This is a genomic window from Arthrobacter pascens (genome assembly GCF_030816475.1).
GTDB lineage: Bacteria > Actinomycetota > Actinomycetes > Actinomycetales > Micrococcaceae > Arthrobacter > Arthrobacter pascens_B.
This window is the reverse complement of the sequence record NZ_JAUSXF010000001.1, coordinates 425589-450930: the sequence shown is the minus strand read 5'-3', so window position 1 is coordinate 450930 and position 25342 is coordinate 425589. Positions and strand designations below refer to the sequence as shown.

Sequence of the window (25342 nt, the reverse complement as noted above, 5' to 3'; positions counted from 1 at the left end):
CGGCCCTAAGGCGCCGGCAGCAGCACCAGCTCAGCGGCGGTGGCGTGATCCGTGATCAGTTCGGAGATCATGCCACCGCTGATGCCCGCCGCGATCGGCGCCACCTTGTGCCGGCCGGCAGCTACGGCGATTCGTTGGGGGATCTGCCGTAGCTCGTCGGCCCCTATTCCCAGCAGGAAAGGTCCGTCTTCCGCTTCGACCAGGGATCCGTCGGCCCGAAGAAAGTGCCCGCAGAGATGCCCCGCTGCACCCCGGCCGGCAAGCTCATCGAGTTCCCTGGCAGGGACCGGGCTGTAGACGCCGGTGCCGTCGAACCTCTGCATGGAGCCCACGCCCACCAGGGCAACATCGGAGCGCCGTCCCAGCTCTAAGGACTCCCTGACCTGTTCCGAATCCAAGGCTGCGTCCCGGGCAGGGCCGGACCTGTAAACGAAGGCCGCCGGCAAGGGTCTGAACATCGCATCGAGACGGACCGCGATCAGCTGGGCAGTATTGGGTCCGCTTCCCTCCGCCGTTTTCCCTTCGCCGGGCCAGCCGCCGTCAGCGGACCTCCCGCCCGGAAGACACCCCAACAGGTCAACCACCTCCAGATCAGGACGGCGGCCCGCCGCCATGGAGTCCGCCACGGAAGACAGCGAACGGCTCGATGCCACGCCGAGGATATGCGCCTGGGCCAGCTGCGCTTCCAGGTAACGCGCTGCAACGTAGCCCAGCCTGCTCGTGTTCCCGTAGAGGGCCCGCGGTTTGTTGGTTGCCACCACGCAGCGGCGGAGACCCGTCCGCCGTCGTAATTCCTCCTCCAGCTCGCGGACGCGGTCCACCGGAGGGCCGATCTTAAACTGGACAACGCCCCGTGCGCGCGCCTCCGCCAGGAGGCGCGACACACTGGGGCGCGAGAGATGTTCTGCCGCCGCTATGTCATTTTGCAGCATGCCGTGCACAAAGTAGCGGCGAGCCACCCGTTCCAGGAGTGCGTCGTGAAGGTCCTCCTCCGTCCGGCCCACCGCCTGGTCAACCTGCTTCGGTCAGCGCGGCGTGGCTGCCGCGGAGGCGGTAAGCCTGGTTCGCACCAGGTCCACGGCCTCCTCCACGCTCAGCTCAGCCGGAACCCGGATGTGCGCCTCGTCGGCTTCGAGCGGTTCCAGCGTCGCCAGCTGTGAAGCCAGCAGCGTGGCAGGCATGAATTCGTGCTCCCGGGTTTCCAGCCTGCGCGCAATGATCTCAGCCGGGCCGTCGATGGGGACCAGGAGCAGGCCTGGCACGTGGCTCCGGAGCAGATCCCGGTAGGAGCGTTTGAGCGCGGAGCAGGCAACCACGCTCGCGTGGCCATCCGCGACTCCCCTGGCCAGGGTGGCGCCAACCAGCGTAAGCCAGGGGAATCTGTCTGCGTCGCTCAGCGGGATGCCTGCGGCCATGAGCGCCTTGTTCGACGCCGGATGGAGGTCATCGGCATCGATGAAGGGGATACCGAGCCCTTGGCCCAGGGCCTGGCCCAGGACGCTCTTGCCGCTTCCCGAAACACCCATCACCACCAGGGGAGGGATTGCCGGCGTCACGACGCCGCCTGGCCGGTGGAAGGCTGACCGGATCCTGGCGCGTCCGGAGAGAAGCTCAGCAGGACCTTGCCGGACTCGGCGGAGTTCTTCGCCGTTTCAAACGCCTCGAGTCCGCGTTCCAGCGGGAACACGTGGGTGATCACGGGGTCCACGAACAGTGAGCCGTCGGCGAGCGCGGCAATAACGTCGTCGATCTCGTCATTGAACCGGAACGATCCCAACAGTTCCAGCTCACGCGTAATTGCCAGTGAAATCGGGACCGGCTGGGGTCCGGACGGCAGGAGCCCGACCATCACCACCTTGCCGCCGCGGGCGGCTCCCTTGAGGGCGGAAGCCAGGCCATGGTGGCTTCCGGAAGATTCGATGACGACGTCGGCCTGCACATCCGCGATCGCGTCCGTCTCCCCTGCCTCCAGCACCTCGTCGGCACCCACTGCCTGTGCGATCCCAAGAGGCCGCCGGTGCATGTCCACAGCCACGATCCGCGCAGCACCGGCGCGCTTCAGCACGGCGACGGCGAGGGCACCGATGGGGCCGCTGCCGATAACCAAGGCTGTCTTGCCCCGCACGTCGCCCGCCCGGGCGACAGCATGCCAGCCCACGCTGGCCGGTTCGACGAGCGCCGCAGTCTTCAGATCCAGGCCGGCCGGAAGGAGCCTCAGCATCCGTGACGGCAGGTTCGCGTACCGGCTGAAAGCGCCGTCCGTATGAGGAAAACGCGCCGCGCTGCCGAGGTAGGTGCAGCCAGGGGATAAGTTGGGCCTGTCCTCGGGGTATCGGACGACGCCGGGGCCGGTACTCGGCCCCGGCGTCGCTGGATGCACGGCGACGGCGGAGCCCTCTGCTGGACCTGTTCCGTCTCCCGCCGCGCGGATCACCACACCCACAATTTCGTGCCCCAGCACCATGGGCGCCTTCAGCACCGACTCCCCGGCCGCGCCATGCAGCCAGTAGTGCAAATCGGAGCCGCAGATGCCGCCATACGCTATTTCGACGACAGCCTGGTCGGGTTGTGGTGAAGCTAATGGAATGTTCTCAATCCGAAGTTCACCGGCCGCGTGGGCGACGACGGCTGGGCCCTCCTTCGGAAGCACTGTTGAGACGGCAAGGGGTGCGGAGGACTCGCTCGCTGTAGTCATCAGACCACCACCGTCATGCCGCCGTCGATGAAAATGGTCTGCCCGTTGACGAAGTCGGAACCATCAGACGCCAGCCAGACTGCCGGCCCGGCCAGGTCCTGCACGGTGCCCCACCGGTGCGCCGGGGTCCGGCCCAGGATCCAGGAATTGAAGTCCTGATCGTCCACCAGGTTCTGCGTCATCTCCGTGTGGATGTAACCCGGCGCGATGCCGTTAATCTGCAGCCCGGAAGCCGCCCACTCAGCCGTCATGGCACGGGTCAGGTTCCGCAGCCCGCCCTTCGCCGCAACATAAGGCGCAATCGTGGGACGGGCCAGATCCGTCTGGACCGAGCAGATGTTGATGATCTTCCCGCGCCCGCGCGGAATCATGAACCGCGCAGCCTCCCGGCCCACCAGGAACGCACTGGTCAGGTCCGTGCTGATCACCCGTTCCCAATCCGCCAGCTCCAGCTCCAGCATCGGGACCCGGTGCTGGATGCCAGCGTTGTTCACCAGGATCTGCAGCGGACCAACGTTCTCCTCGATCCACCTGATCCCGCGGGCAGCCTCCGAATCCGAGGTCACGTCGAATGCGCAGCTGTGGATCCGGCCGGGGGCAAAATCGGCGGCCATGGCTGCCTCCGCAGCCTTGAGCCGTTCCCCGTTGACGCCGTTGAGCACCACCGTCGCCCCGGCATCGGCCAAAGCCCGGGCCAGCGCGTTGCCGATTCCCCTGCTGGATCCCGTCACCAGGGCAACCCGCCCGGTCAGGTCAAAAAGTGAACTCATGCTGTGGTCTCCCGAACGGAATCGATAACGTCGGCAGCTTCGGATGCGGCTGAAGCTGCCGTGGACTGTAGATCGCTGAGGGCTGCAATGGTCTGCCGCACCGCTGCCAGGTCAAGGTCACCCAGGCCCTGCCGCTTGAGTTCCCCGTAAAGTTCGACGCCGGCAGTCGCCATCGGGACAGCGGAGCCTGCCGCGCGGGCTGACTCCACCACAAAGGACAGGTCCTTGTGCATGAACTTCGCCGGCCCTGTGGGGGCATAGTCCCTGGCCGCGAGGCGCGGACCAACGAACTCCAGCACCCGGCTGGCCGCCAGGCCGCCGGACAGTACGTCGAAGAGTGACTCAACATCCATCCCCGAGCGCTGGGCGAGTTCGGCTGCCTCGGCGAGCGCCGCCGTCGTGGTTCCCACAATCAGCTGGTTGCACGCCTTCGCCAGGGAACCGGAACCAAGCCCGCCCAGGCGCCTGACCGTGGTGCCCATCGCCTCGAAGACCGGCCGGAGCCGCTCGAAGTGTTCAGCGTCGCCGCCGGCCATAATGGCGAGGGTTCCGCGCTGCGCGCCTTCCGTGCCGCCGCTGACCGGGGCGTCCAGCACCGTGGCGTTGCCGCCGCTGGCTTCGTCGACCGCAATGCCGAAGGCCTGGACACCCACGGGGGAAACGCTGCTCATGACCACCACCAGCGTTCCCGGCTGCGGCGGTGCCAGCCGCCATTCGGCCAGGAGGCCTGCGGCTGCCTCCTCGATGAAGGAAAGATCCGGGAGCATGAAAATGATCACCGGCTCGTCCCGAAGGGCTGCCACGTTCGGGACGCCGGTTCCGCCGAGCCGCACGAAGTCATCGACAGCTGCGGCGGAGCGGTTCCAGGCGGAGACGCTCCATCCTGCCTTGAGGAGATTGGCGGCCATGGGGGCACCCATCAGCCCCAGTCCTACGAAGCCGGCACTGCGTGCCGTACCGTTCAGCGACGTGACGGTGCTGTTCACCGGGCCGGTGGCCTGGTGGTTGTTTTCGTTCTGCAATTTCCAACCTTGGTTCTCGGGCATTGGCCCGGGGTGTACGTGAATGACGCCCTGCGGTCCCGGACCGGGTGTTCCGGGACCGCATGTCCGGGACCGCGCGGGGACTATTTGCCGGGGATTATTTGCCCCAGATCTTCTTGTACGCGTCCTGGTAACCTACGGGATCCCACGCATCGGTGACTGTGGTGTTTTCCTTGGTGGAGACGTGGATCTGCGGGATGTAGCCGCTGGCGGGCTGGTTGTTGAAGGCCCGGTTCAGTTCGTCCACGAGCTGCCAGCCCTCGGACTTCAGGGGCGACGGAACGGTGGCCGTCTGGTAGTCGCCGGACTTGATCCGCTGGAGCGCTGAGGAGTCGCCGTCACCGGCACCCACATTGAACGGAGCACCGCCAGCCTTGACACCGCCGGCACGCAGAGCCGCTGCCGCGTTTTCGTAGTAGACGTCGTTGATGGCCACGGAATAGGTCCAGGCGTCATTGTGCTTGCTCAGCAGCGAGGACACTTCCTGCGGCATCCGGGCACTGACATCGGACAGCGGAACGTTGTCGTACTCCAGGACCTTGGTACCCGGGCAGGTCTCCAGTTCCTTCTTGATCATCTGCGATTTGCCCTCGGCAAAGGGGATGGAGGAGTCCGTGAAGATCACGACGCCGGCCTTGCCGTTCGATTTGGCGATGACGTAGTCGGCGCTGATCTTGGCGACGTCCTCGACCTTGGTGGTGATGTTGGTGAAGAGCAGCGGATCGGTGCTGGGGCCCGGTGTGGAGAGGGCCTGCCAGGCGACGAGGGGGATCTTGGACGAGTTCGCCTCGGCAACCTGGGCCGCCGTCGTCTTCGGGTCAAAGCCGCCGATCACGATGCCGTCAGGTTTGGTGGTCAGCGCCTGGCTGAACGCGCTCTGGATTCCGGCGGGGGTTCCGAGGCCGTCGATGACCTTGACGTTCCAGCCGATCGCGGCGGCCGCGTCCTGGAGTCCCTTGGCAACACCGGCCACACCGGGGTTGGTCATGGACTGGGCGACGTAGACCAGGGTTTTCCCTGCGGCTGCCTTGGGTCCTGTAGTGGGCCCGTCCCAGGGAGTGTCCGACTTGGACGCGGTGTCCACTGCCTTCTGCGCCGTGGCGACGACGTCGGCGCAGCCGCTGTCCCCGGCGGCAGTCGAGCCGGCGGATACTGATTCGGAGGAACCGCTGGTGCAGGCCGTGAGCCCTAGTGCCATGATGGCGCCTGCTGCGAGCAGCAGTCGGGGGGCGGTCTGGTTCATGGTGAAGCCTTTCAGTCAGGGGAATTGCCTGGGTGGTCTGATGCTTGTGGAGCTGGTGTGGAGTATCTAGGTCCGGCGTCAGCGGGCGGTGACGGCCGGGGCGCCCGGCATCCCGGCTGGAGCTGCCGGTCCGGGGCTAGTTGCAGGTCCCGCCGTAGTGGATGGTCCGGAGGGAGACGAGGGCCCGGCGTCACCGCCGGTGGAGACAGCAGGCGGCGGGGCAGCTACGGCGCCGGCGCGGAGTTTGCGCCGGGCGGAGTATCCGGCCAGGCCGACGGCGATCAGCAGCGTGACGCCGTTGAAGAGCGGGGTGACCCAGAACTGGGCGCCGAGCTGGGAGATACCGGCCAGGCCGATCGCCAAGGTGATGACCGCAACGAGGGTGCCGATCACGTTGGCGCGTCCCGGCTTGATGGCCGTGGCGCCGAGCAGGGCTCCCACAAAGGCCGGCAAAAGGTAATCCATGCCGACGCTGGGGTTTCCAATCTGCTGCTGTGACGCCAGGAGCACACCGGCCACGCCGGTGACCACGGCGGAGAAGGCGAAGGCGTAGATGGAGTACCTCTTGGTGGGGATGCCGATCAGTGCGGCTGCCCGCGGGTTAGAGCCCAGGACGTAGAAGTAGCGGCCCAGCGGAAGCCGTTCGAACAGGATCCACAGGATCACTGCGACCACGAGCAGGTACACGGCAACAATCGGGACGCCGGCAATCTTTGAGTCATAGAGGTCCTTGAACGCGGCTGGCAGTCCGGCGTCGCCCGGGACCACCCGGGCCCCGTTGGTGATGGCTCCGGTGATGGCGTACAGCACGGTTCCGGTGCCCAGCGTTGCAACAAAGGAGTCGATCTGGCCGAATTCGACCAGGAGGCCATTGATCACGCCTACCAGCGCCATGACGCCGATGGCCACGAGCGCGGCGATGCCCCAGGGCATGTTGCCGTCCACGATGAGCTTGAGGACGATGACATGGGAGAGCCCGAGCCCATAGCCGATGGACAGGTCGAATTTTCCGGTGGCGATGGGGATCATGGCCCCGAGAGCCAGCAGCGCCGGGATCGCCTGGTTGCTGAGGATGGCGTTGAAGTTGCGTCCGGAGAGGAACGTCTGCGGCAGGATCAGGGCAAATACCGCGAACAGCACCACCAGGATCACTACGAGGCCGTAGGGACCCAGGAGGTGTGCGGCGCCGCCGCGCTGGCGGTTGGTCTTCATCTGGTTCATGTAAGGATTACTCCGAAGTGAGAGCAGCACCGGAGGCTGCCGCTGTTAGGTTTGCAATGGACAGGTCCGCACCGGACAGCTCGGCAGTCACGGTTCCCTGGACAAAAACGAGCGCTCTGTGGCACACGTTGGCGACTTCCTCGAAGTCGGTTGAAATCATCAGGACGGCGAGGCCGTCGGCGAGGGACTCCTCCAGAAGCGTGTAGATGTCAGCTTTCGCTCCGACGTCGACACCGGCTGTGGGTTCCTCGAGGATGATGAGCTTCCTCCGTGTGCTGAGCCAACGGCCGATCATGATTTTCTGCTGGTTGCCGCCCGAGAGCGTGGCAATTGCCACCTCCGTCAGGGCCGGCCTGACGCCGTACCGCTCAACAAGTTCGCCCGCCAGCTTGCGCTCGGCGCGGGGACTGGTCCAGGCAAAGGGGTTCTTGGAACGGATCCCGGGATTGGGCAGGAAGTTCTCCCGCAGCGTCAGTTCGGGGGCGCAGCCCTCATCCATCCTGTTGCTTGTCACGAATCCGACGCCGGCGTCCACCGCTTCCGATGGTGTCCGCGGGAGGTACTGCTTCGAGTCCAGCAGCACGCTGCCGGAAGTGATCTTGCGCGCCCCGGCCAGGGCCCGACCCAGTTCCATGTGCCCGGCGCCTGTGAGCCCCACCATGCCCACGACTTCGCCGGCATGGACGGTAAAGGAAGCGGGCTGTGTCTGGGAGGTACCGAGCTCGGTGACTTTCAGGCGCTCGATGTCCTGCTGCACGCCGCTGCCGGAGGTGTAACTGACGGGCTTATGGCCGACGATGTCCACTACGAGCTCGCGGGGGGACTTCTCGGCGATGGGGCCGCTGTGGATGAGTCGACCGTCCCTAAGTACCGTGACGGTATCGGAGATGGCGAAAACTTCATCGAGCCGGTGGCTGACATACAGCAACCCGTGGCCTTTGCTCCGAAGCTTCTCCAGTACATCGAACAGCCGGCGGGAATCCGCCGCCGGGAGGCTTGCCGTGGGCTCATCCAGGATGATGACCGAAGCATTCGTTGCCAGCGCCCGTGCGATGGCGACGAGCGATTTGTCCGCCCTGGTCAGCTCCGAGACGTAGCGGTCCGGTTCGAGGTGCGCCGCGACGGTCTGCAGCGCCTCAGCGGCGGCGTCCCGCACCTGTCGCCAGGAAATGAATCCACCGGAGCGGCCAAAACCCGTGCCCAATGCGATGTTCTCTGCAATGGTCATGGAGTCCACCAGGCCCAGGTCCTGATGGATGAAGGCCATGTTCGCCGCGGCTTCCGGATTTCCCAGTGGGTGCCCGGCCACAGTGATATCCCCGCTTGTGGGCGTATAAAGCCCGGACAGGATCTTGATCAGGGTGGACTTCCCGGCCCCGTTCTGGCCGAGCAATGCGTGGATGCTGCCCGCTTCCAGGGTGAGGTTGACGTCCTGTAGAGCCGCGTTCACGCCAAAGCGCTTGCACAATTTTTCGATGTGAATTAGCGGCGTCGCGGGAGGGTTGAATCCCATGGTTCGCTCCTTGCAGCCCCAGTGCTGCGGAAATTTTCTGGGTGGTCACCAATGACCTTTGACCAATATCTTGTACTAAGACCAACATATTGGTCAAGAGCCCGGGCAAAACTCTTGTGCCGTAGAGCTGCGCCTCAGAGTGAGTGGGCACTCAGGGGGTTAGCCAGCGCCTCGGCAATGTGCCGCAGTTCGGCGACAATTTCGGCGTGATCGAGCTCGTCTGCACGGGCCTTGAGCAGGGTGGCGCTGATGGCGAACTGGGCGGGCTCACCTTTCAGATTCACCACGGGCACGGCAAAGCAAACCACGCCGACATTGGTCTCCTCGTCATCCATGAAGTACCCGCGCTGCCTGGACGTCCGCAGGTCCGCCATCAGCTCGGAGAGGCCCGACAGGGACCGGGGCGTGAAGGAAACAAAAGTCTTGCCGCGGTATCTGTCCTCCACCACGGCATCAGGAAGTGTTGCAAGAATTGCCTTCCCTGTAGCCGTCACATGCGCAGGGAAGCGATCACCAATGTTGGCTGTCAGGCGGATGGGATTCGTGCCCTCATAGCGGGCAAGGTAGAGCACGTCGGTGCCGTCCAGCAGGGCCAGGCGGGCTGCTTCCCTGGAAATAAGCCTGGAACGGCGGCACAGTGCATAGAATTCTGCGAGCTGATCCGCCGAACGGAGATAGTCGCCGGCCAGGGACAGGATGCGGCGGCCCAGCGTCAGCCGGCCGTCGGAACGCCTGAGCATGCCCTCCCCCTCCAAGGCTGCGCAAATATTGGCAGTGGAGGACTTGGCAAGATTCATTTGCTTGGCTATCTCCGGAACACTGATCCCGGACTGGCCAGCCTCGGCAACAAGGGTCAAAATGGCCATGCCGCGAGTGATGGCTGGAACCGAGCTTTGAGCACTGATGCCAGCCTCGGTGATGGTCTCTGTGGTCATGTGGAACTTCCCCTTATCCAAAATATTGACTTTCAGCCAGTATATTGGCTTATCATTACGGAGTCACCCCCTCCCCGTTCCCTTTTCTGTTCGGGGGACCCTTTGTGGCTGCCGGAGCCATTCGCCCGGCGTTCTGCCTGGCGCTCCTGCCAGGCAGTCGGGATGGTTCCATTTTTCAAGGAGTACACCGTGTGCGCGGAAGATAACAGGGCTACCTCACTTTACCCAGACCCTACAAGGAATGGCCCCCCTGTCAGTAAAGAGGGCTTCGAGGAAGTGTTTGAACAGGTTAAGACCTGGGGCAAGTACAGCGATCCCTCGGCCGGGGCATGGCAGGCGGTAACGCCGACGTCGGTAGTGGAGGCAGCCTCCCTGGTCCGCAGCGGCCGGGTGGTAGCCACCGCCCTGCCGTGGAACACCGTGAGCGGACCGTCCAACGCCAACCCCGCCCTGCACTACATGACGGACCTTGGCGTCCGTGAAGCCCCGGAGCCGTCCTGCAACAAAGACTTCATCGGCGTCGATTACCACGGAAAAGCCGTCAGCCACCTGGATGCACTGAGCCACATCGCCTACAAGGGTCTCCTCTATGAAGGACAGACCTCCAAAGACGTCGTGACCGCCACCGGCGCCGACTTCGGTTCGGTCAGTTCACTCGGCTCACTGGTGACACCGGCCGTGCTGCTGGATTTCACCATCCTGTTCGACGTTCCGTGGCTGGAACCAGGCACTGCCATCCACGCTGCGGACATCCTGGCTGCCGAGGCGAAACTCGGCGTGAAGATCACAGCAGGTGACGCCGTGCTGATCCGGACCGGGCACTTCCGCAGGGCTCACGAACTCGGGATCTGGGACTCGTCGGACTTGAGCGCCGGGCTGCATGTTGATTGCATGCCGCTGCTGGCCGAGCGCGGCATCAGCGTCCTGGGCGGCGACGGCGACTCGGATGTACGCCCCTCCCCCACCCCGGGCATCCACTCGCCGATCCACATCCTGGCGATCACGGCAATGGGGCTGCCCCTGCTGGACAATCTGGACCTCGAAGCACTTGGCGCGGCCTGCGCCGAGGAGGACCGCTACCGGTTCATGTTCGTCGTCGCCCCCCTCAACATCCCCCGCGGCACTGGTTCGCCCGTAAACCCCTTGGCGGTCTTCTAATGACATTTACAGTAGGAATTTCCCCTGATTTTCTCGATTCGGCCGGCAGCAACGTCTGGGGCGATATCGGCCTTGCGGGCCTGGCAGAAGCCGGGATTGAGTGGGAGTATATGCAGGACAAGGCCGCGGCGCTGACGCCGGCCCAGATGGAGCAGTACGACGCGATCCTATATGCAGCACCGGCGGTCACGGCTGAGTCCTTCAACGGTGTCACCAATCCTCCCCTGATCCTGGCCCGGTTCGGCGTCGGCTATGACGCGGTTGACCTCGCCGCCTGCACGGCAGCCGGCACGGTAGCCACGATCACTCCCGACGGCGCCCGCGGCCCGGTGGCCACCGCCACCCTGTCAATGCTGCTGTCAGTCATGCACCACACCGTGGTGAAGGACCGCCTGGTCCGGGAGCAGCGCTGGGACCTGCGGGAAGACTTCATGGGCACCGGCCTCACGGGAAAGACCATCGGCTTCCTCGGCGTCGGGAATACCGGAGGAGAACTGATCCGGCTGCTCGCCCCGTTCGCCGTCCGGTGTGTCGGCTATGATCCCTTCTGCCCGCCGGAGCGCGCTGCCGAGCTGGGCGTGGAACTGATGGAACTTGAAGATGTGGCTGCCTGCTGTGACGCGCTCATTGTGATGGCCGTCCTGACGGACCAGACCCGGCACATCGTCAATGCGGCAATCTTTGACCGGATGAAGGCCAGCGCCGTCGTCATTAACATGGCGCGGGGACCCATCATCAACGAACCGGACCTGATCGCCGCGCTCGTGGGGGGCAGTATCGCCGGCGCCGGTCTTGACGTCTTTGAGGAAGAACCGGTCACCAATGCGCTGATTGGCCTGGACAACGTCACCCTGTCACCGCACTGCCTCTCCTGGACCGACGAAATGTCGCTCGGCAACGGGGGAAGCTGTGTCCGGGCCATCGTGGATGTCGCGAACGGGCGCACACCGAAGTTCGTCATCAACCGTGAAGTGCTGGAATCGGCGGTCTTCAAGGACCGGCTCAGCCTCCGCGCCGGCTAGCCCAGGCCCCGCACCGGATCGCCAAACCCTCTCTCACATCCCGCGGGTTCCAAACCCACACCCTTCCGTAACGTGAGGACGCGTTGGGAAAAAAGCTGCGAAACGTGAGGAAGCGTCGGGAAAAACCCTGTGAAAAGTGAGGAAGCGTTGGTCCCTTTGGCGATTCCGGTTAACGGCGCATAATTGAACCCACAGGCCGCCACTGGCCATTGGAGGACACCATGCGGATTCTCGGAGCACTGCTCATCATCTGGCTGATCATCGGAGGATTCGCCGCCTGGCAGCGCGGCTACTTCGGCGGCATGCCCGGATCCTGCGCCCAGGCCGGGACAGTTGCCCTGACCATCGTTGCGGGCCCCTTGAACTACACGGGAGCCAACCCGCAGATCTCCTGCGAGGTTCCTCAGCCGTCCAAATAGTTGGGCGGCAGCCCCGGCGGGTGAACCTTAAACACAAACTGCTCCCCGCAAGTCAGAACTGAATTTTCAGTCAGACTTCCGGGGAGCAGTTCATTTGACTGGCTCCTCTGGCCTTTCGCCCAGGTCAGGCCTTCGCGGTCTTGCCGGGCAGTGCGAGCTTGAAGACCTTTGCCCAGGACGAGCCCACCTGCTTCAGCAGCGGGCCGGTGGTGTATTTCAGGCCATAGCGCTGGCAGATTTCACGGACCCGCGGGGCCACCTCGGCGTACCGATTGGACGGCAGGTCGGGGAAGAGGTGGTGCTCGATCTGGTGCGAGAGGTTGCCCGTCATCAGGTGCATGAATTTGGAGCCCGAGATGTTGGCCGAGCCGATCATCTGGCGGACGTACCAGTCGCCGCGGGTTTCGCCTTCCACCATCTCCTCGGTGAACGTGTCCGTTCCTTCGGGGAAGTGGCCGCAGAAAATCACGGCATGGGCCCAGACGTTGCGTATCGCGTTGGCCGCAAGGGTTCCGTAGAGCGCCTGCCGGCCGGAACCGGTGAGCATGGCCACGGCCGGTGTGGCCGCATAGTCCTTGGTGAACTGGGTGACCACTTTCCGGCCCAGGGCCTTGAGGTCCTTAAGCAGGGCTTCCTTGGACTTCTTGCCTTCCTGGTACTCGGTCAGCTCGAGGTCGTAAATGGCGATGCCCCACTCGAACACCGGCGCCAGGATGGCATTGAACAGCGGGTTGGCCAGGTTGATGGGCTTCCAGGGCTGGTTCTCGTCCATGCGCAGGAGGTTGTATCCGACGTCGTTGTCCTTGCCCAGCACGTTGGTCCAGCGGTGGTGCAGGTCGTTGTGGGTGTGCTGCCAGGAGCGCGACGGCGTGACGAAGTCCCATTCCCAGGTGGTGGAGTGGATGTCCGGGTCCCGCATCCAGTCCCACTGGCCGTGCAGGATGTTGTGTCCCAGTTCCATGTTCTCGAGGATTTTGGCCAGGCTCAGCAGCGTGGTCCCGGCCACCCAGGCGGCCTTGTTCTTGCTGACGAGGAGGGCAGCACGGCCGGAGATTTCCAGCCCGCGCTGGATCTTGATCATGCGCCGGATGTAGGCGGCGTCGGATGCGCCGCGTTTGCCCAGGATCTCATCGCGGATCGCATCCAGTTCGCGGCCCAGCTCCGCCACCTGTTCATCAGAAAGGTGTGCCGCGGCGGGCGGGCGGACCGTCGGGCTGCCCGAATCCGCCAGCGCTCCGGGCCGGGTCCTTGAACCTCCGGTCGAGGTGGCTTTGCTTGCTGAAATTACTGACATACGGTGTTGCTCCTCAGAGTTCGAGGTTGACGGGTCCGGCGGCTGCCGAAACACACGTTTGGATCAGTTGGCCGGGTTCACCGTGGACCTCGTTGGTGCGGAGGTCACGGACCTTTCCGGCCAGGAGCGGAGTCAGGCAGCTGTGGCAGATGCCCATCCGGCAGCCACTGGGCATCAGCACCCCGGCGTCCTCGCCGACATCGAGAATGGGAGTGTCGCCGTCGGCGTCCACTTCCCGGTCCGACGCTTCGAAGGTCACCAGTCCGCCGTCGTGCCCGACGCCGCCTGCGAAGGCGGTGTTGAACCTTTCGATCATCAGGTTCCCGGCTTCGCCAACGACCGCCACGTCCGTGCCCGGGGCGCCGGTGGTGAGGGAAGCCTGCTTCCACAGCGCCTCGGCGTCATCCAGGAAGCTGTCCGGTCCGCACGCGTAGGCGGCCCGTTCCTTCCAGTCCGGGCAGATCTCGTCCAGCTCGGCAGTGGTGGTGAAGTCCAGGCGGCCCTGCTGGCCGGTAAACCAGTGGGCCAAACGGAAGTTGGGGAACTGGTCGGCAAGCTCTGCCAGTTCTTCGCGGAAAAGACTCTCGCCCGGGGTGCGGGCGGAGTGGACGAGAACGACGTCGGCATCAGGGCGCCGCGGTACCAGCGTACGGATCATGGACATCACCGGAGTGATGCCGCTTCCCGCGGTGACCATCAGCAGCGGCCTGGGGTGCTCCGGCAGGACAAAGTCGCCCTGCGGAGGAGCAAGGAACAGGATGTCGCCGGGGCGGGTGGTGCGGACCAGGGTCCCCGACACGGCGCCCACGTCAGTGACTGTGATGGCCGGATCCTTGCCGGCGGGCGCACTCAGGGAGTAGGACCGCCAGTGCCGCACCCCGTCCAGTTCGACGCCGATCCGCGCCCACTGGCCTGCCAGGTGGGAATGCCAGCCGCGGCCCGGCCGGAAGAATATGGTGGCCGACTGGGCAGTTTCCTGAACCACCCGGGTGACTACGCCACGCAGCTGCCGAGCGGAGAAGACAGGGTTGAAGAGCGCCAGAATGTCTTCGGGCGCCAGGGGCGTCGTTAAAACGGATGCTGCCTGTGCCAGCTGGCGTAGCCGGATCATGCCGTCAAGCCTAGAGCGGCGCGAGCCATATTTCTCTCTCCCGTCACATGACATTCCGAGTCACGCAGTAATGGTGGACGCTAAGCCCCCAAGCCGCTATAAGCCTAACGGCTTCCGTCCACTATTGGTTCCCCCGCCACCATAGTAAGCATGCTGTCCGGATGAGATCGTAACAGGCTCCGGCTCAGCGGCTATCCCGTTCCTCGAATTCCTCGTCGAGGTCATAGTGCCTGAACTCGGTCTCCGGGTTTGGTCCGCCCTCGGAGACGTATTCGTGGTCCAGTTGACGCTGGACCTGACTGTCCAGGATCTGCAGTTCCTGATCCGGCACGATGGAGAGGTCAGCCGGAAATTGATCTTCCGGCGTCAGGTGGAGCTTGTCAGTCATGGGGAGCCTCCGGCCGTCACAGATTGCCGGGCCGCCATGGTCCAGGCCCCTTCAGCATATCCCTCCAGTACCCGGCACGATGCGGATCCCGGAAGCGTCAGGACCGGGATTAGGATCGGGATGGAGTCCAACCGATGGCGGGCGCGATTTGGCGGGCGATGTTTCCCAGCATCTTGGCGTTGAAGTCCACGCCAAGCTGATTGGGCACGGTGACAAGCAAGGTATCGGCTGCCTGCACGGCAGCGTCTGCCGCAAGCTGCTCCGCCAGGAGGTCAGGAGGGCCTGCGTAGCTCTTTCCGAAACGAGCAGTCAGCCCGTCGATAATTCCCACCTGGTCGCGGCTGTCCCGCAAGGCGGCGCCGGCAAAGTATCGGTTGTCTTCCTCGTCCACAATCGGCAGGATGCTCCTGCTGACCGAGATCCTGGGCTGGTGGCTGTGCCCTGCCGCGGCCCACGCGTCCCGGAAGAGCTGGATCTGCTCAGCCTGGAGCTGGTCGAAAGGCACGCCGGTATCCTCCGTCAGCAGCGTGGAGCTCATGAGGTTCATGCCCAGCCCCGCAGCCCACACCGCGGTCTTTCGGCTTCCGGCTCCCCACCAGATGCGTTCCGCCAGTCCGGGGGACTGTGGCTGTACGGGCAGCAGCCCGACGGCGCCGCCGGCATATCGTGGATCCGCTTCCACCACCCCTGCGCCGCTGATCGCATGCCGGAACTGCTCGGTGTGCCGGCGTGCCATGTCCGCGTCCGTCTCCCCGGGCTCCGGGCGGAACCCGAAGGCAGCGGCCCCGTTGCGTGCCGGCTCGGGTGATCCCCTGCTGATGCCCAGCTGCAGCCGTCCGCCGCTGATCAGGTCGGTGGCCGCGGCCTCCTCTGCCATGTACAGGGGGTTCTCATAACGCATGTCGATGACTGCGGTGCCCATCTCGATGCGGCTGGTGCGGGCGGCAATGGCGGCCAGAAGCGGAAACGGCGAGGCCTGCTGGCGTGCAAAGTGGTGCACGCGGAAGAAAGCGCCGTCGATTCCCACTTCCTCGGCTGCGACCGCCAGTTCGATGCCCTGGATCAGGGCCTCGCCTGCTGTCCTGGTGCGGGACCCCTGGCCGGGACCCCAGTGGCCGAAAGACAGGAATCCTATGCGTTTCATGTCAACCCCAACCCCGGTTCGGGCTCCGGCATTCCCGTCCTGCGATGATGGCTCTGAGATGATTCTGACCTGTCGCAGAAAGGCGGTCTACCTGTGAAGCACTTTGACTACTGCGTGGTGGGCGGGGGAATCGTCGGACTGGCCACCGCCTATCAGCTGCTGCGGTCCCGGCCGGGCGCCTCGCTGGTCCTGCTGGAGGCGGCGGATACGCTGGCTTCGCATCAGACCGGGCACAACAGCGGAGTCATCCATTCGGGAATCTACTATGCCCCGGGCAGCCTGAAAGCCCGCTTCAGCAAGGCCGGAGCACAGGAGACCAAGGACTTCTGCCGTGAGCACGGCCTCCGCTTTGAGGAACCCGGGAAGTTGCTGGTGGCCACGACCGAGCTGGAATCGCGGCGCCTGGACGAGCTGGAGAAGCGGGCGGCGGTCCACGGGCTGGACTGCGAGCGCATCGACGGGGCGGAGCTGCGGCACCGTGAACCCAACGTTGCGGGGGTGGGAGCCCTCTTTATCCCGAGCACCGGCATTGTGGACTACCCCGCGCTGGCCCTCAAGCTGGCCGGGCTGGTTACGGAGTCCGGCGGGCAGGTGGTCACTGGTGCCAGGGTCACGTCCATCAAGGAATCCTCCGACAGGGTCGACGTCGGGACGGCCGCCGAGCGGTATGGCTGCGGCAGGCTTGTGGTGTGCGCCGGTCTGCAGTCGGACCGGTTGGCTGAACTGGCGGGCCTCGACATCGATGTGCAGATTGTCCCGTTCCGGGGCGAGTACTTCCAGCTCCCGGCCGAGAAGTCAGGCTACGTCAGACACCTCATCTATCCTGTTCCGGATCCTGCCCTCCCTTTCCTGGGCGTCCACCTCACCCCCACGATTGATGGTACCGTCACCGTCGGGCCCAATGCCGTGCTGGGCCTTTCCCGCGAGGGCTACCCCAAGTTCTCCGTCAATGTCAGGGACGTGGCACGGTATGTGCGGTTTCCCGGGCTGTGGCACGTGGCCCGCGCCAACCTGGGCACAGCGGCAAGGGAGGTCAGGAACTCCCTGTTCAAGGGCAGCTACCTGCAGGAGTGCCGGAAGTACGCACCCGGCCTGACCAAGGAGGACCTGCTTCCCTGCGAGGCCGGCATCCGGGCGCAGGCGGTCCGCCGCGACGGCACCCTCATCCACGATTTCCTCCTTGCGGAGACGGCCCGGATGATTCATGTGCTGAACGCGCCCTCACCTGCAGCCACGGCGGCGCTGCCGATTGGCCGCCATCTTGTCTCCAAGTTGGCCCGTCCAGTGGTTTGAACATCCTGCCGCACCGGTGCAGGCGGAAGCCCCGCGGCCCGCACGGCCTCCGCACGTCACGGCGCTAGACTGGCACCGTGTCCAGCAACCAGCCTCCGCCAAGCGGCCGCGTGCCGCCGCCGCGCGGGAAACTCGCCGCGTTGCTCCTGGCTGGCGGGACCGAACCCGATCCCCGCTTCACTCTTGCGAACGAGCGCACGTTTCTGGCCTGGATCCGCACGTCGCTGGCCCTCCTGGCTGGCGGCATCGCCATTGAGGCGTTTACCGCCGACCTGTTCCTGGAGCCGGTCCGCAAGGGCCTGGCAGTGCTGCTCCTTCTGCTCGGCATGCTGCTGAGCGCGGGCGCTGCCTCACGCTGGATCCGCGTAGAGCGGAGCATGAGGAACAACACGCCGCTGCCGTTGCCGCTCATGGTGCCGCTGCTGGCCGGCGCCGGAGCCCTGGCCGCCGCCGTCGTACTGATCTTTGTCCTCTGGCGCTGAGCCGGTGGACGGCCAGCGCGTCGGCCCCCACGGTGACCCGGGGCTCCAGCCCGAGCGGACCACCCTGGCCTGGGGGCGTACCATGATGACGCTCGTGACCGTCAGCGCCCTCTTCCTGCGCTGGTTGCCACATCACGGTCTGCCCATCCTGATGCTGTTTGCCGTTTCGACTACTGCGGCCGGAGCCATCTACCTCACCCAGCGCCGGCGTTACCGGGCCAGCACGCAGGGGATCACGAGGGAAAACGTCGACGCCGATACGTCCGCGGTGCTTTGGACGGCTTTCGCCGGAATCATCCTCGGGGCGCTGGGCATCGGTGTGGTGCTGGCAGGCTAGGAGTGAGGACCTGGACACTGAGCCCTGGACACTGAACCCTGGACACTCCACGGCGCTAGAACATCGGAAGCACAGACCCCCCGATGAGTGCCGCTGTTCCGATCCCGGTGAGCAGGCGGCCAAGCACGACGGCGGTCCTGCCGGGAGGCTCCGGCGCTGCGGTCTGCCATTGCGTCGGACGCTTGGGATGGTAATAGATGGGCAGGGTGTCCCCAACTGCCAGGTCCTTAATGTCAAAGGGTGACATCGGAGCGTGGTGGACCCGGTACTTGTCATCGAACCAGCGGAAGCCGGTGCCGCTCGGATCGGCGTACACCACCCCCTCCGCCACCGACCACGGGTGGACAAAGCGCCGCAGGATTCCTGTATAGGCCAGCAGCATCAGGCCGGCGGGCAGGCACAGCCAGGTCATCATTTCCAGGATGGGACCTGCCATATCGAGCACAGTGGGCATGGTCATGATGGTACAGGTGGCCGGTGGCCGTCAGGAGACCCTGCGCCGCACTCCATGCTGAGAGAATAGCCGGATGGATGTCGCTCTCGGCGTACTCGTATTGGTGTCCGTGGTCTGCGCCTGCAGCGCCCTGGGCCACAAACTCAATGTCTCGGTTCCCCTGCTGCTGGTGCTGATCGGGGTGGCAGGATCCTTCCTGCCCTTTGTCCCCCGCGTCGAACTGAACCCGGAAGTTGTCCTGGTGGGCCTGCTTCCGCCCCTGCTGTACGCCGCCGCGCTCAGGACTTCGCTGTTCGATTTTGGCTCCAACCGGAGGGCGATCTCCTTGCTGTCCGTGGGCTACGTGGTCTTCGGGACCATCGCCGTTGGATTCGTGGTCTGGTGGCTGTTCCCGGAAATTCCGCTGGCGGCCGCCATTGCCCTGGGCGCGGTCCTGGCGCCGCCGGATGCCGTGGCGGCAACGGCCATTGCCCGGAAAGTCGGCATGCCGCGCCGGATCGTGAGCATCCTCGAGGGTGAGTCGCTTGTCAATGATGCGACCGCCCTGGTCCTCCTGCGGGCGGCCATTGCAGCGCTTTCCGGGACCGTCTCTGCCGTTGAAATCGGCGCTGGATTCGCCCTGGCCGCCGGGGGCGGGCTGGTGGTGGGACTGGCGGCGGCCTACGTATTGACCCAGCTTCGGAGGCGGATCCGCAACGTCGCCATTAACACCTCCACCTCGCTCATCGCCCCGCTGGTGGCGTATCTGCCGGCGGAAGCCATCCACGCATCCGGGGTACTCGCCGTCGTCGTCACCGGCCTGATCATGGGCACCAAGGCCCCCTCCATGCCTAACGGCGCAGCACGCCTGAGCCAGCGAAGCAACTGGGACACCGTGCAGTTCCTGCTGGAGAATTCGGTGTTCCTGCTGATCGGTCTGCAGGTGCGGACCATCATCGACGGCGTGCAGGGCGATTCCCTCGGAGCCGGCCGCATCTGGGCAGGATGTGCCGTGATTCTGCTGGCGGTACTGCTGCTCCGGCCGGTCTGGGTGTTTCCCGCGACTTACCTGCCCCGGCTGATTCCCGCGGTCCGCAGGAAGGACCCGTCGCCGCCGTGGACGTATCCGGCCATTATTTCGTGGGCGGGGATGCGCGGCGTGGTGACCCTGGCCGCGGCGCTGGTCCTGCCTGAAGACCTGGAACACCGACCGGTGCTGATCCTTGCAGCCCTGGTGGTGGTGGGCGGAACGCTGACCCTCCAAGGCTTCACGCTGCCCGCCCTGGTGCGGCTGCTGGGTGTGCCTGGACCGGACAAGCGGGAGGACGCCCTGAACCAGGCCTCCCTCGTCCAGCTTGCCACTGATGCGGGCCTGGAGCGGCTGCAGGAGCTAAGGACCGAGCATGATCCCCCGGAGGTCATGACGATGCTGAAACGCCGGACACAGGAGCGCGGGCTGGCGGCGTGGGAACGGCTGGGCCGGCCTTCGTCCGAGGCGGCCACCCCCAGCCAGCGGTACGCCCAGCTTCGGCTGGCCATGCTGGAAGCGGAGCGGTCCAAGGTGCTGGAGCTGCGCCGGGGCGGCCGATACGCCCACGAGGTCCTTAGTGAGGTGCTGGAACGGCTGGACATCGAGGAGTCCATCCTTGACGCTTCCTTGGAGGATCTGGAACTCGATGACGCCGGCGGAGGTGAGGGCCTGGCCGCCCGCTCAGGGGGCTGTGTACACCTTGACGAGGCCCCGGAAGCGACAGTACCGGCCGGCGCCTTCTGCGCCGATTGCCTCCGGGAAGGCACGACGACGGTCCACCTCAGAATGTGCCTGGCGTGCGGAAACGTGGGCTGCTGCGACTCCTCGCCGGCCACCCACGCCACGCGGCATTTCCATTCCACCGGCCACCCGGCCATGCGCAGCGCAGAACCGGGCGAGGAGTGGCGCTGGTGCTACGAAGACCAGTTGCTGGGCTGAACCTCTAGTCACTTCCAACCGCAGTTACTACCCTGAGGGGACCAGTTCCGGAGCAAAGGGGAAACCATGAACGATCAGGATATTCTGGGGCGCATCCAAGCACTGGTGGCCGAGGAACACGATCTCCGTGAGGCCTCAGGCGCCGGTCACGCGCCGGATCGGGCACGACTGAGGGCGGTAGAAGAGAGCCTGGACCAGTGTTGGGACCTGCTCCGCCAGCGCCGCGCCAAGATGGAGTCCGGCGAGAACCCGAACGATGCCGCGGAGCGGCCTGTCAGCGAAGTGGAGGGCTACCGGCAGTAGCAGCTCCGCCTCCGTGAACATGCCGGCATCGTCCCCGCCAGCGGGTTAGTCGGCGGTTTCAGCCGGGGTTTCAGTCGGCGAGGATGTGGTATAGCGCGCGGCGCAGCTCGTCGATTTTTTCCCCGGCAGCCCGGCGTTGCTCATCCGTTGCTGCAGCGCGGAACTGGTGGATGACACCCATCAGCTTCGCGACACTCTGGTGGAAGGCCGGTCCTGATCCTTCAGGGTCGGTGCTCCAGGCATTGTTCAGTTCCTCCGCATGTTCGCTCACGTAGGCTTTGCCGGCATCGGTGAGGGTGAAATCGGTCCGCCGGCCTTCGCTGAGGGGTGCGATGAGGTCTTCGTCCACCAGCTGCTGGAGCGTGGGGTAGATCGATCCCGGGCTGGGTCGCCATGCCCCTGATGTCTTCTCGGCTATCTTCTTGATCAACCCGTAGCCGTTTGATGGCGCCTCGGCCAGGAGCGAAAGAATCGCGGAGCGGACATCCCCCCGGTTCGCACGGCGGAAGCCGGGACCAAAACCGGGTCCGAAGCCCGGACCGAACCCGCCGGGTCCAAAACCTGGCCCGAAGCCGGGACCAAACCCGCCCCCGCGGTGCCCGTGGGGTCCCCTACGTCCCCTGCCGCGCTCGAAGCGTCCCCTGCCGAATTCCGGCCCGGCAAATTTATTGTCGTCGTGAATGCCTTTCATAGCGGCATCGTCCTCTCAAATCAGTTTTCCCTGGTATCGGTGAACCCTTCACCGATACTTAACGATATATCGCTACCTATCGGTGGGTCAAGAGGCCCAGCACGGCATTCGGCTCGGAATAAGTCCGGCCTTGCCCACCCGCCAAAGCTCTGGATGAAGCAAGGCCGCGCGGCGTATCCTAATGACACGTCGCTAGCTTGAGGGCTGAAACATGGCGAAAAAGAAGCGCAGGCACCGTCTGGCCAGCACCCTGGGAAGGGTCATCGGGTTCTTCGCTGCGAGCGCATTATGCGGTGTTCTGGTGGCCAGCCTGGTGGTTCCTGCGGTCGGAGCGGCCGGCTTCGGGATCAGCCGCTCCAAGAGCTACTTCGACAGCCTTCCCTCGGAACTGGTCGTCCGTCCGCCGTCGCAATCCACCAAGGTCCTGACGGCAGACGGGCAGCAAATCGCCACCTTCTATGAGGAAAACCGGGTCAAGGTTCCCTTGGACCAGATATCCCCCTTCGTCAAAGACGCCATCGTGGCCATCGAGGACACCAGGTTCTATGAGCACGGGGGCGTGGATCCGCAGGGCATCCTGAGGGCCGCCATCTCCAACCTGACCAAGGGCGGCCAGCAAGGGGCATCAACCATCACCCAGCAGTACGTTACGAACGTACTCAACGAGACGCTGCTGTCCGCGGACAAGGGCGACCAGGTGATCCTCAGCGGGCAAAAGAATATCGCAGACAAGCTGAGGGAGATGAAGCTTGCCGTTTCGCTGGAAAAGAAGTTCACCAAGGACCAGATCCTTGAGGGGTACCTCAACATCGTATTTTTCAGCCACGAAGCGTATGGCATTGAAGCGGCGGCCCGGTATTTCTTCAGCAGTACCGCCAAGGACCTCACCCTGCCGCAGTCCGCGCTGCTGGCCGGGCTGGTGAACAGCCCCAGCTTCTACAACCCTGCAGTGAACCCGGAGCAGTCCAAGGCCCGCCGCGACCAGGTACTGGATGCCATGCTCGCCTTGCATAAGATCAGCCAGGCCGACCACGATGCCGCCGTGGCCGCGCCCATTGAACTCAAGCTCAGCCCGGGACGGCAGGGCTGCGCCAACGCCGTCATGGCGCCTTACTTCTGCGACTACATCTCCCATCTGATCCTGAACAACCCCGCTTTCGGGGCCACCCAGGCCGATCGGGAGCGGACGCTGTACCGTGGCGGCCTGACCATCACCACCACCCTTGACAGCAGGCTGCAGGCGGCAGCACAGGAGCAGGTGGACGGCACGGCCGGGGCGAATCCCGACCACTGGGGCGCCTCCCTGGTGACCATTCAGCCGGGCACCGGAAAGATCCTGGCCATGGCACAGAACACGGTGTTCCTGGCCCAGGACGGAAAGTTCGATACCCAGCTGAACTTCAACGTCGATGCCAAGGATGCCCAGGGCAATGACCTCAACGGTGCAGGCGGTTTCCAGCCGGGGTCCACCATGAAACCGTTCACGTTCGCTGAATGGCTCAACGAGGGCCACAAATTGACCGAAGAGGTGGATGCCTCCAAGCGCGTCTACCCGCTCGGTTTCCCGTGGAAGTCCAGCTGCGGAAAGGTCCTGGGGGCTTACAGCACGGCGCAAAACAATCCGACACTGGGCGCGGCCGATGACCTGCAGAATGCTGACGAGGGCTACTACCGCAAGATGCCCGCGAATTACGGGCTGTACAACTCCATCAACACGGCCACATTTGCCGAGGCGGCGCAGCTGGACTTCTGCGGCATCCAGAAAATGGTGGATGCCGTGGGCCTGCATAGCGGGCTGGACGGCGCCCAGATCAACATGCACCAGCTGGGCAACATCCTCGGCGCCATCGGCGTTGCACCGGTCCATCTGGCTAATGCGTTTGCCACCTTCGCCAATGACGGCCGCTACTGCGTGCCGATTGCGCTGGCCGACATCACCGACGTGAATGGCGGAAAGCTGCCCGCCCAGGCCGTGGAATGCCGCGACGCTGTGAAGCCCGATGTGGCCCGGGGCGTAAATTCGGTCCTCCAGGACGTTCTTAAGGTGGGGTCCGGCGTCTACATCAATCCTAAAGTTCACACTCAGGTTCCTGTTGCTGCCAAGACAGGCACCTCTAACAACAACGGCTCCACGTGGGTAGTGGGCTATACGTCGGGTCTGGCCACCGCATCATTCTTCGGGGATGCACTGGAAGGCCAGAAGCGCGTTGGCCAGAACGTCACGGTCAACGGCGTGTTCTACAAGCGTCTTGACGGGTACATGGTCGCGGGTCCGCAGTGGGCCAACTACATGGTGAAAGTGGCAAAGCTCTACCCGGCGAACCCGTTCCCGGCTCCGCCGCCGTCCATGGGCAGCCCGAGTCCCTCGCCAAGTCCCAAGCGCTGAGCGGCTGTCAGCTTCCGGCCGACAGCAGCGCCCAGCCACGTGGCGGCAGGGAAATACGGCCGTTGCCGTCCACGGTGCCGTTCCCGGCCAGCAGGACAGAGGCCGGCGCCGGCACCTCAAGTTCTGCGGCCCGGTCCGCCTGGTTGAGGGCCACCACGATGCCCCGGCCTTCTCCTGACTCGTTTTCCACGGCCGGGTCGTGGGGGCTTGCCTCGTAGACCAGGTGCTCATTTGTCAGCGAGAGCACCCTCGTCCGGGCGGAATGCAGCCAGCCGTGCCGCCGCCGGACGCCGATGAGCTGCTGATGCAGCCGGTAAACGTCCTGTCCAAGCGGTGACAGGTCCCTCGGTGACTCCGGAAAAGCAGGGCGGACGTCGTCGTCGCCGCCTTCCCGGTCCTCCTTGACCCCGCGGTACGCCTGCTCGTCACCGTAATAGACGGAAGGGGTGCCGCCCACAGTGAACAGGACCACCAGGGCATGCGGCAGGAGCTGCGGATCCTTGAGCTGGCTCGCAATGCGGGTGACGTCGTGGTTGCCCACAAAGGTGAGTGGGACGAAGGCGTCCAGGAATGAGTTGTGGCGCTCCAACGCGGAGGCCAGTTCGTAAAAGTTCGCGTCATTGAGGGAGCTCCAGGCGGCCTTCCACAGTTCGTACTGGGTAGCGGAATCAAGCGTGCCGGCAGTGACCTCGGCCGGGTAATCGCCGTGAATGTACTCCCCCACAAAATAGGCCTCCGGATAGTCCGGGCGCACGGCAGCCAGGACTGACGCCCAGAAGCCGGACGGCACTGCGTAGGCGGCATCCAGGCGCCAGCCGTCTGCCCCGCGTCCCAGCCAGTGCTTCATGACATCGGCAACGAAGCGGGCTACCCGGGGCTCATCGTGGTTCAGCGCCACCAGGTGGTGGTGCCCCTCGAAGTCCGCATAATCCGGCTCGGCAGGTTCTGACCCCGTTACAGTCCCGTGTTCGGGCCAGCTGAATTTGAACCATTGAGCGGTGGGGCTGGACGGGCCGTGCGCCAGGGCGTCCTTGAACGGCTGGAACGAGCGCCCGGCGTGGTTGAACACCCCGTCCAGGAGTACCCGGAGGCCCCTGGCGTGGGCTTCACGGATGAAGTCGTCGAAGTCGGCGTCGCCGCCCAGGCGCGGGTCGATGCTGAAATAGTCGGTGGTGTCATAGCCGTGCGTCTCTGAGGCGAAGACAGGACCGAGGGCGATCCCTGAGGCCCCCAGTTCCAGCGCGTAGTCCAGCCACGGGATCAGTTTCTGCAGCCCGTGCTCCGGGGCGGCGCCGGCCGGGAGGGCTTGCTTCGGGGCACCGGCGAACCCCAGCGGATAGATGTGCCACCACACGGCGTGCCTGACCCAAGTCGGTTCAGCCATAGCGGGGTGTCCTTTCGTCGGGGCGGGCTCGGCCTCCATTCTGCTGCACCATCATCATCCGGTCACTTCCGGTCCATGGCGCGTACAGCACGGGGTACACGCAGCGGG

The 25342-nt window shown here is 64.9% G+C and carries 25 protein-coding genes; 9 read left to right on the top strand and 16 right to left on the bottom strand.

What is annotated here, in order from left to right:
• Positions 1–5: 5 nt before the first annotated feature.
• The 9 genes from QFZ40_RS02040 to QFZ40_RS02000 all read right to left on the bottom strand — a co-directional run bounded on the left by QFZ40_RS02040 (position 6) and on the right by QFZ40_RS02000 (position 9420).
• A complete protein-coding gene (locus tag QFZ40_RS02040; RefSeq protein ID WP_306902570.1) occupies positions 6–1004 on the bottom strand; it encodes a sugar-binding transcriptional regulator in 999 nt (332 codons plus the stop codon).
• Positions 1005–1025: 21 nt separating this feature from the next.
• A complete protein-coding gene (locus QFZ40_RS02035) occupies positions 1026–1556 on the bottom strand; it encodes a gluconokinase (RefSeq protein WP_306902569.1) in 531 nt (176 codons plus the stop codon).
• Positions 1553–2695 (bottom strand): L-idonate 5-dehydrogenase, encoded by a 1143-nt coding sequence (locus QFZ40_RS02030; protein ID WP_306902568.1) that lies wholly within the window; start codon positions 2693–2695, stop codon positions 1553–1555. Before QFZ40_RS02030 ends, QFZ40_RS02035 begins: the two co-directional genes overlap by 4 nt.
• A complete protein-coding gene (locus tag QFZ40_RS02025; protein WP_306902566.1) occupies positions 2695–3465 on the bottom strand; it encodes an SDR family oxidoreductase in 771 nt (256 codons plus the stop codon). The genes QFZ40_RS02030 and QFZ40_RS02025 overlap by 1 nt, the downstream gene beginning before the upstream one ends.
• Entirely contained in the window at positions 3462–4430 is a 969-nt protein-coding gene (locus QFZ40_RS02020; protein ID WP_306906791.1) for an NAD(P)-dependent oxidoreductase, read from the bottom strand. Before QFZ40_RS02020 ends, QFZ40_RS02025 begins: the two co-directional genes overlap by 4 nt.
• A gap of 175 nt (positions 4431–4605) precedes the next feature.
• Complete coding sequence (locus QFZ40_RS02015; RefSeq protein WP_306902565.1) at positions 4606–5751, bottom strand: substrate-binding domain-containing protein; 1146 nt, start codon at positions 5749–5751, stop codon at positions 4606–4608.
• Between the two features lie 78 nt (positions 5752–5829).
• Positions 5830–6972: an ABC transporter permease gene (locus tag QFZ40_RS02010; protein WP_306902563.1), complete on the bottom strand. Its 1143-nt coding sequence runs from the start codon at positions 6970–6972 to the stop codon at positions 5830–5832.
• 7 nt (positions 6973–6979) lie between these two features.
• Complete coding sequence (locus tag QFZ40_RS02005) at positions 6980–8485, bottom strand: sugar ABC transporter ATP-binding protein (protein WP_306902562.1); 1506 nt, start codon at positions 8483–8485, stop codon at positions 6980–6982.
• Positions 8486–8619: 134 nt separating this feature from the next.
• The gene (locus QFZ40_RS02000; RefSeq protein ID WP_306902560.1) at positions 8620–9420 is read right to left on the bottom strand and encodes an IclR family transcriptional regulator; all 801 of its coding nucleotides are present in this window, start codon (positions 9418–9420) and stop codon (positions 8620–8622) included.
• A 276-nt stretch (positions 9421–9696) separates the two neighbouring features.
• Here QFZ40_RS02000 and QFZ40_RS01995 point away from each other — a divergent pair, with 276 nt between their 5' ends.
• The 3 genes from QFZ40_RS01995 to QFZ40_RS01985 all read left to right on the top strand — a co-directional run bounded on the left by QFZ40_RS01995 (position 9697) and on the right by QFZ40_RS01985 (position 12019).
• A complete protein-coding gene (locus QFZ40_RS01995; RefSeq protein ID WP_306902558.1) occupies positions 9697–10578 on the top strand; it encodes a cyclase family protein in 882 nt (293 codons plus the stop codon).
• On the top strand, positions 10578–11600 hold the full coding sequence (locus QFZ40_RS01990) for an NAD(P)-dependent oxidoreductase (RefSeq protein WP_306902556.1): 1023 nt from the start codon (positions 10578–10580) through the stop codon (positions 11598–11600). Before QFZ40_RS01995 ends, QFZ40_RS01990 begins: the two co-directional genes overlap by 1 nt.
• Before the next feature lie 221 nt (positions 11601–11821).
• On the top strand, positions 11822–12019 hold the full coding sequence (locus tag QFZ40_RS01985; RefSeq protein WP_306902555.1) for a hypothetical protein: 198 nt from the start codon (positions 11822–11824) through the stop codon (positions 12017–12019).
• A 124-nt stretch (positions 12020–12143) separates the two neighbouring features.
• On the opposite strand, the gene QFZ40_RS01980 is transcribed toward QFZ40_RS01985, so the two are convergent.
• The 4 genes from QFZ40_RS01980 to QFZ40_RS01965 form a co-directional block, all read right to left on the bottom strand.
• Entirely contained in the window at positions 12144–13313 is a 1170-nt protein-coding gene (locus tag QFZ40_RS01980; protein ID WP_306902554.1) for a fatty acid desaturase family protein, read from the bottom strand.
• Between the two features lie 13 nt (positions 13314–13326).
• A complete protein-coding gene (locus tag QFZ40_RS01975) occupies positions 13327–14424 on the bottom strand; it encodes a ferredoxin reductase (protein WP_306902552.1) in 1098 nt (365 codons plus the stop codon).
• 184 nt (positions 14425–14608) lie between these two features.
• Positions 14609–14812, bottom strand: a complete 204-nt coding sequence (locus QFZ40_RS01970) for a hypothetical protein (protein WP_306902551.1) — start codon at positions 14810–14812, stop codon at positions 14609–14611.
• Positions 14813–14921: 109 nt separating this feature from the next.
• A complete protein-coding gene (locus tag QFZ40_RS01965) occupies positions 14922–15956 on the bottom strand; it encodes an LLM class flavin-dependent oxidoreductase (RefSeq protein ID WP_306902550.1) in 1035 nt (344 codons plus the stop codon).
• Between the two features lie 93 nt (positions 15957–16049).
• On the opposite strand from QFZ40_RS01965, the gene lhgO reads away from it, so the two are divergent.
• From lhgO to QFZ40_RS01950, 3 genes are all read left to right on the top strand, one after another.
• Positions 16050–17249: an L-2-hydroxyglutarate oxidase gene (lhgO, locus tag QFZ40_RS01960; protein WP_306902549.1), complete on the top strand. Its 1200-nt coding sequence runs from the start codon at positions 16050–16052 to the stop codon at positions 17247–17249.
• Positions 17250–17326: 77 nt separating this feature from the next.
• The gene (locus QFZ40_RS01955) at positions 17327–17731 is read left to right on the top strand and encodes a YidH family protein (protein ID WP_306902548.1); all 405 of its coding nucleotides are present in this window, start codon (positions 17327–17329) and stop codon (positions 17729–17731) included.
• A 4-nt stretch (positions 17732–17735) separates the two neighbouring features.
• Entirely contained in the window at positions 17736–18068 is a 333-nt protein-coding gene (locus QFZ40_RS01950) for a DUF202 domain-containing protein (RefSeq protein WP_373427379.1), read from the top strand.
• Positions 18069–18123: 55 nt separating this feature from the next.
• Here QFZ40_RS01950 and QFZ40_RS01945 read toward each other — a convergent pair whose 3' ends face one another.
• The gene (locus QFZ40_RS01945) at positions 18124–18522 is read right to left on the bottom strand and encodes a hypothetical protein (RefSeq protein ID WP_306902547.1); all 399 of its coding nucleotides are present in this window, start codon (positions 18520–18522) and stop codon (positions 18124–18126) included.
• A gap of 73 nt (positions 18523–18595) precedes the next feature.
• On the opposite strand from QFZ40_RS01945, the gene QFZ40_RS01940 reads away from it, so the two are divergent.
• Together QFZ40_RS01940 and QFZ40_RS01935 are read left to right on the top strand one after the other, a co-directional pair.
• Positions 18596–20470: a Na+/H+ antiporter gene (locus tag QFZ40_RS01940; protein WP_306902546.1), complete on the top strand. Its 1875-nt coding sequence runs from the start codon at positions 18596–18598 to the stop codon at positions 20468–20470.
• A 66-nt stretch (positions 20471–20536) separates the two neighbouring features.
• Positions 20537–20773 (top strand): DUF2630 family protein, encoded by a 237-nt coding sequence (locus tag QFZ40_RS01935; RefSeq protein WP_306902545.1) that lies wholly within the window; start codon positions 20537–20539, stop codon positions 20771–20773.
• Between the two features lie 70 nt (positions 20774–20843).
• Here the strand turns inward: QFZ40_RS01935 and QFZ40_RS01930 are convergent, their stop codons facing one another.
• On the bottom strand, positions 20844–21464 hold the full coding sequence (locus QFZ40_RS01930) for a PadR family transcriptional regulator (RefSeq protein WP_306902544.1): 621 nt from the start codon (positions 21462–21464) through the stop codon (positions 20844–20846).
• A 211-nt stretch (positions 21465–21675) separates the two neighbouring features.
• Here QFZ40_RS01930 and QFZ40_RS01925 point away from each other — a divergent pair, with 211 nt between their 5' ends.
• Positions 21676–23850, top strand: coding sequence for a transglycosylase domain-containing protein (locus QFZ40_RS01925; RefSeq protein ID WP_306902543.1), 2175 nt, complete (start codon positions 21676–21678; stop codon positions 23848–23850).
• Between the two features lie 7 nt (positions 23851–23857).
• Here QFZ40_RS01925 and QFZ40_RS01920 read toward each other — a convergent pair whose 3' ends face one another.
• Positions 23858–25234: an alpha-amylase family glycosyl hydrolase gene (locus QFZ40_RS01920; RefSeq protein WP_306902542.1), complete on the bottom strand. Its 1377-nt coding sequence runs from the start codon at positions 25232–25234 to the stop codon at positions 23858–23860.
• Positions 25235–25342 lie beyond the last annotated feature (108 nt).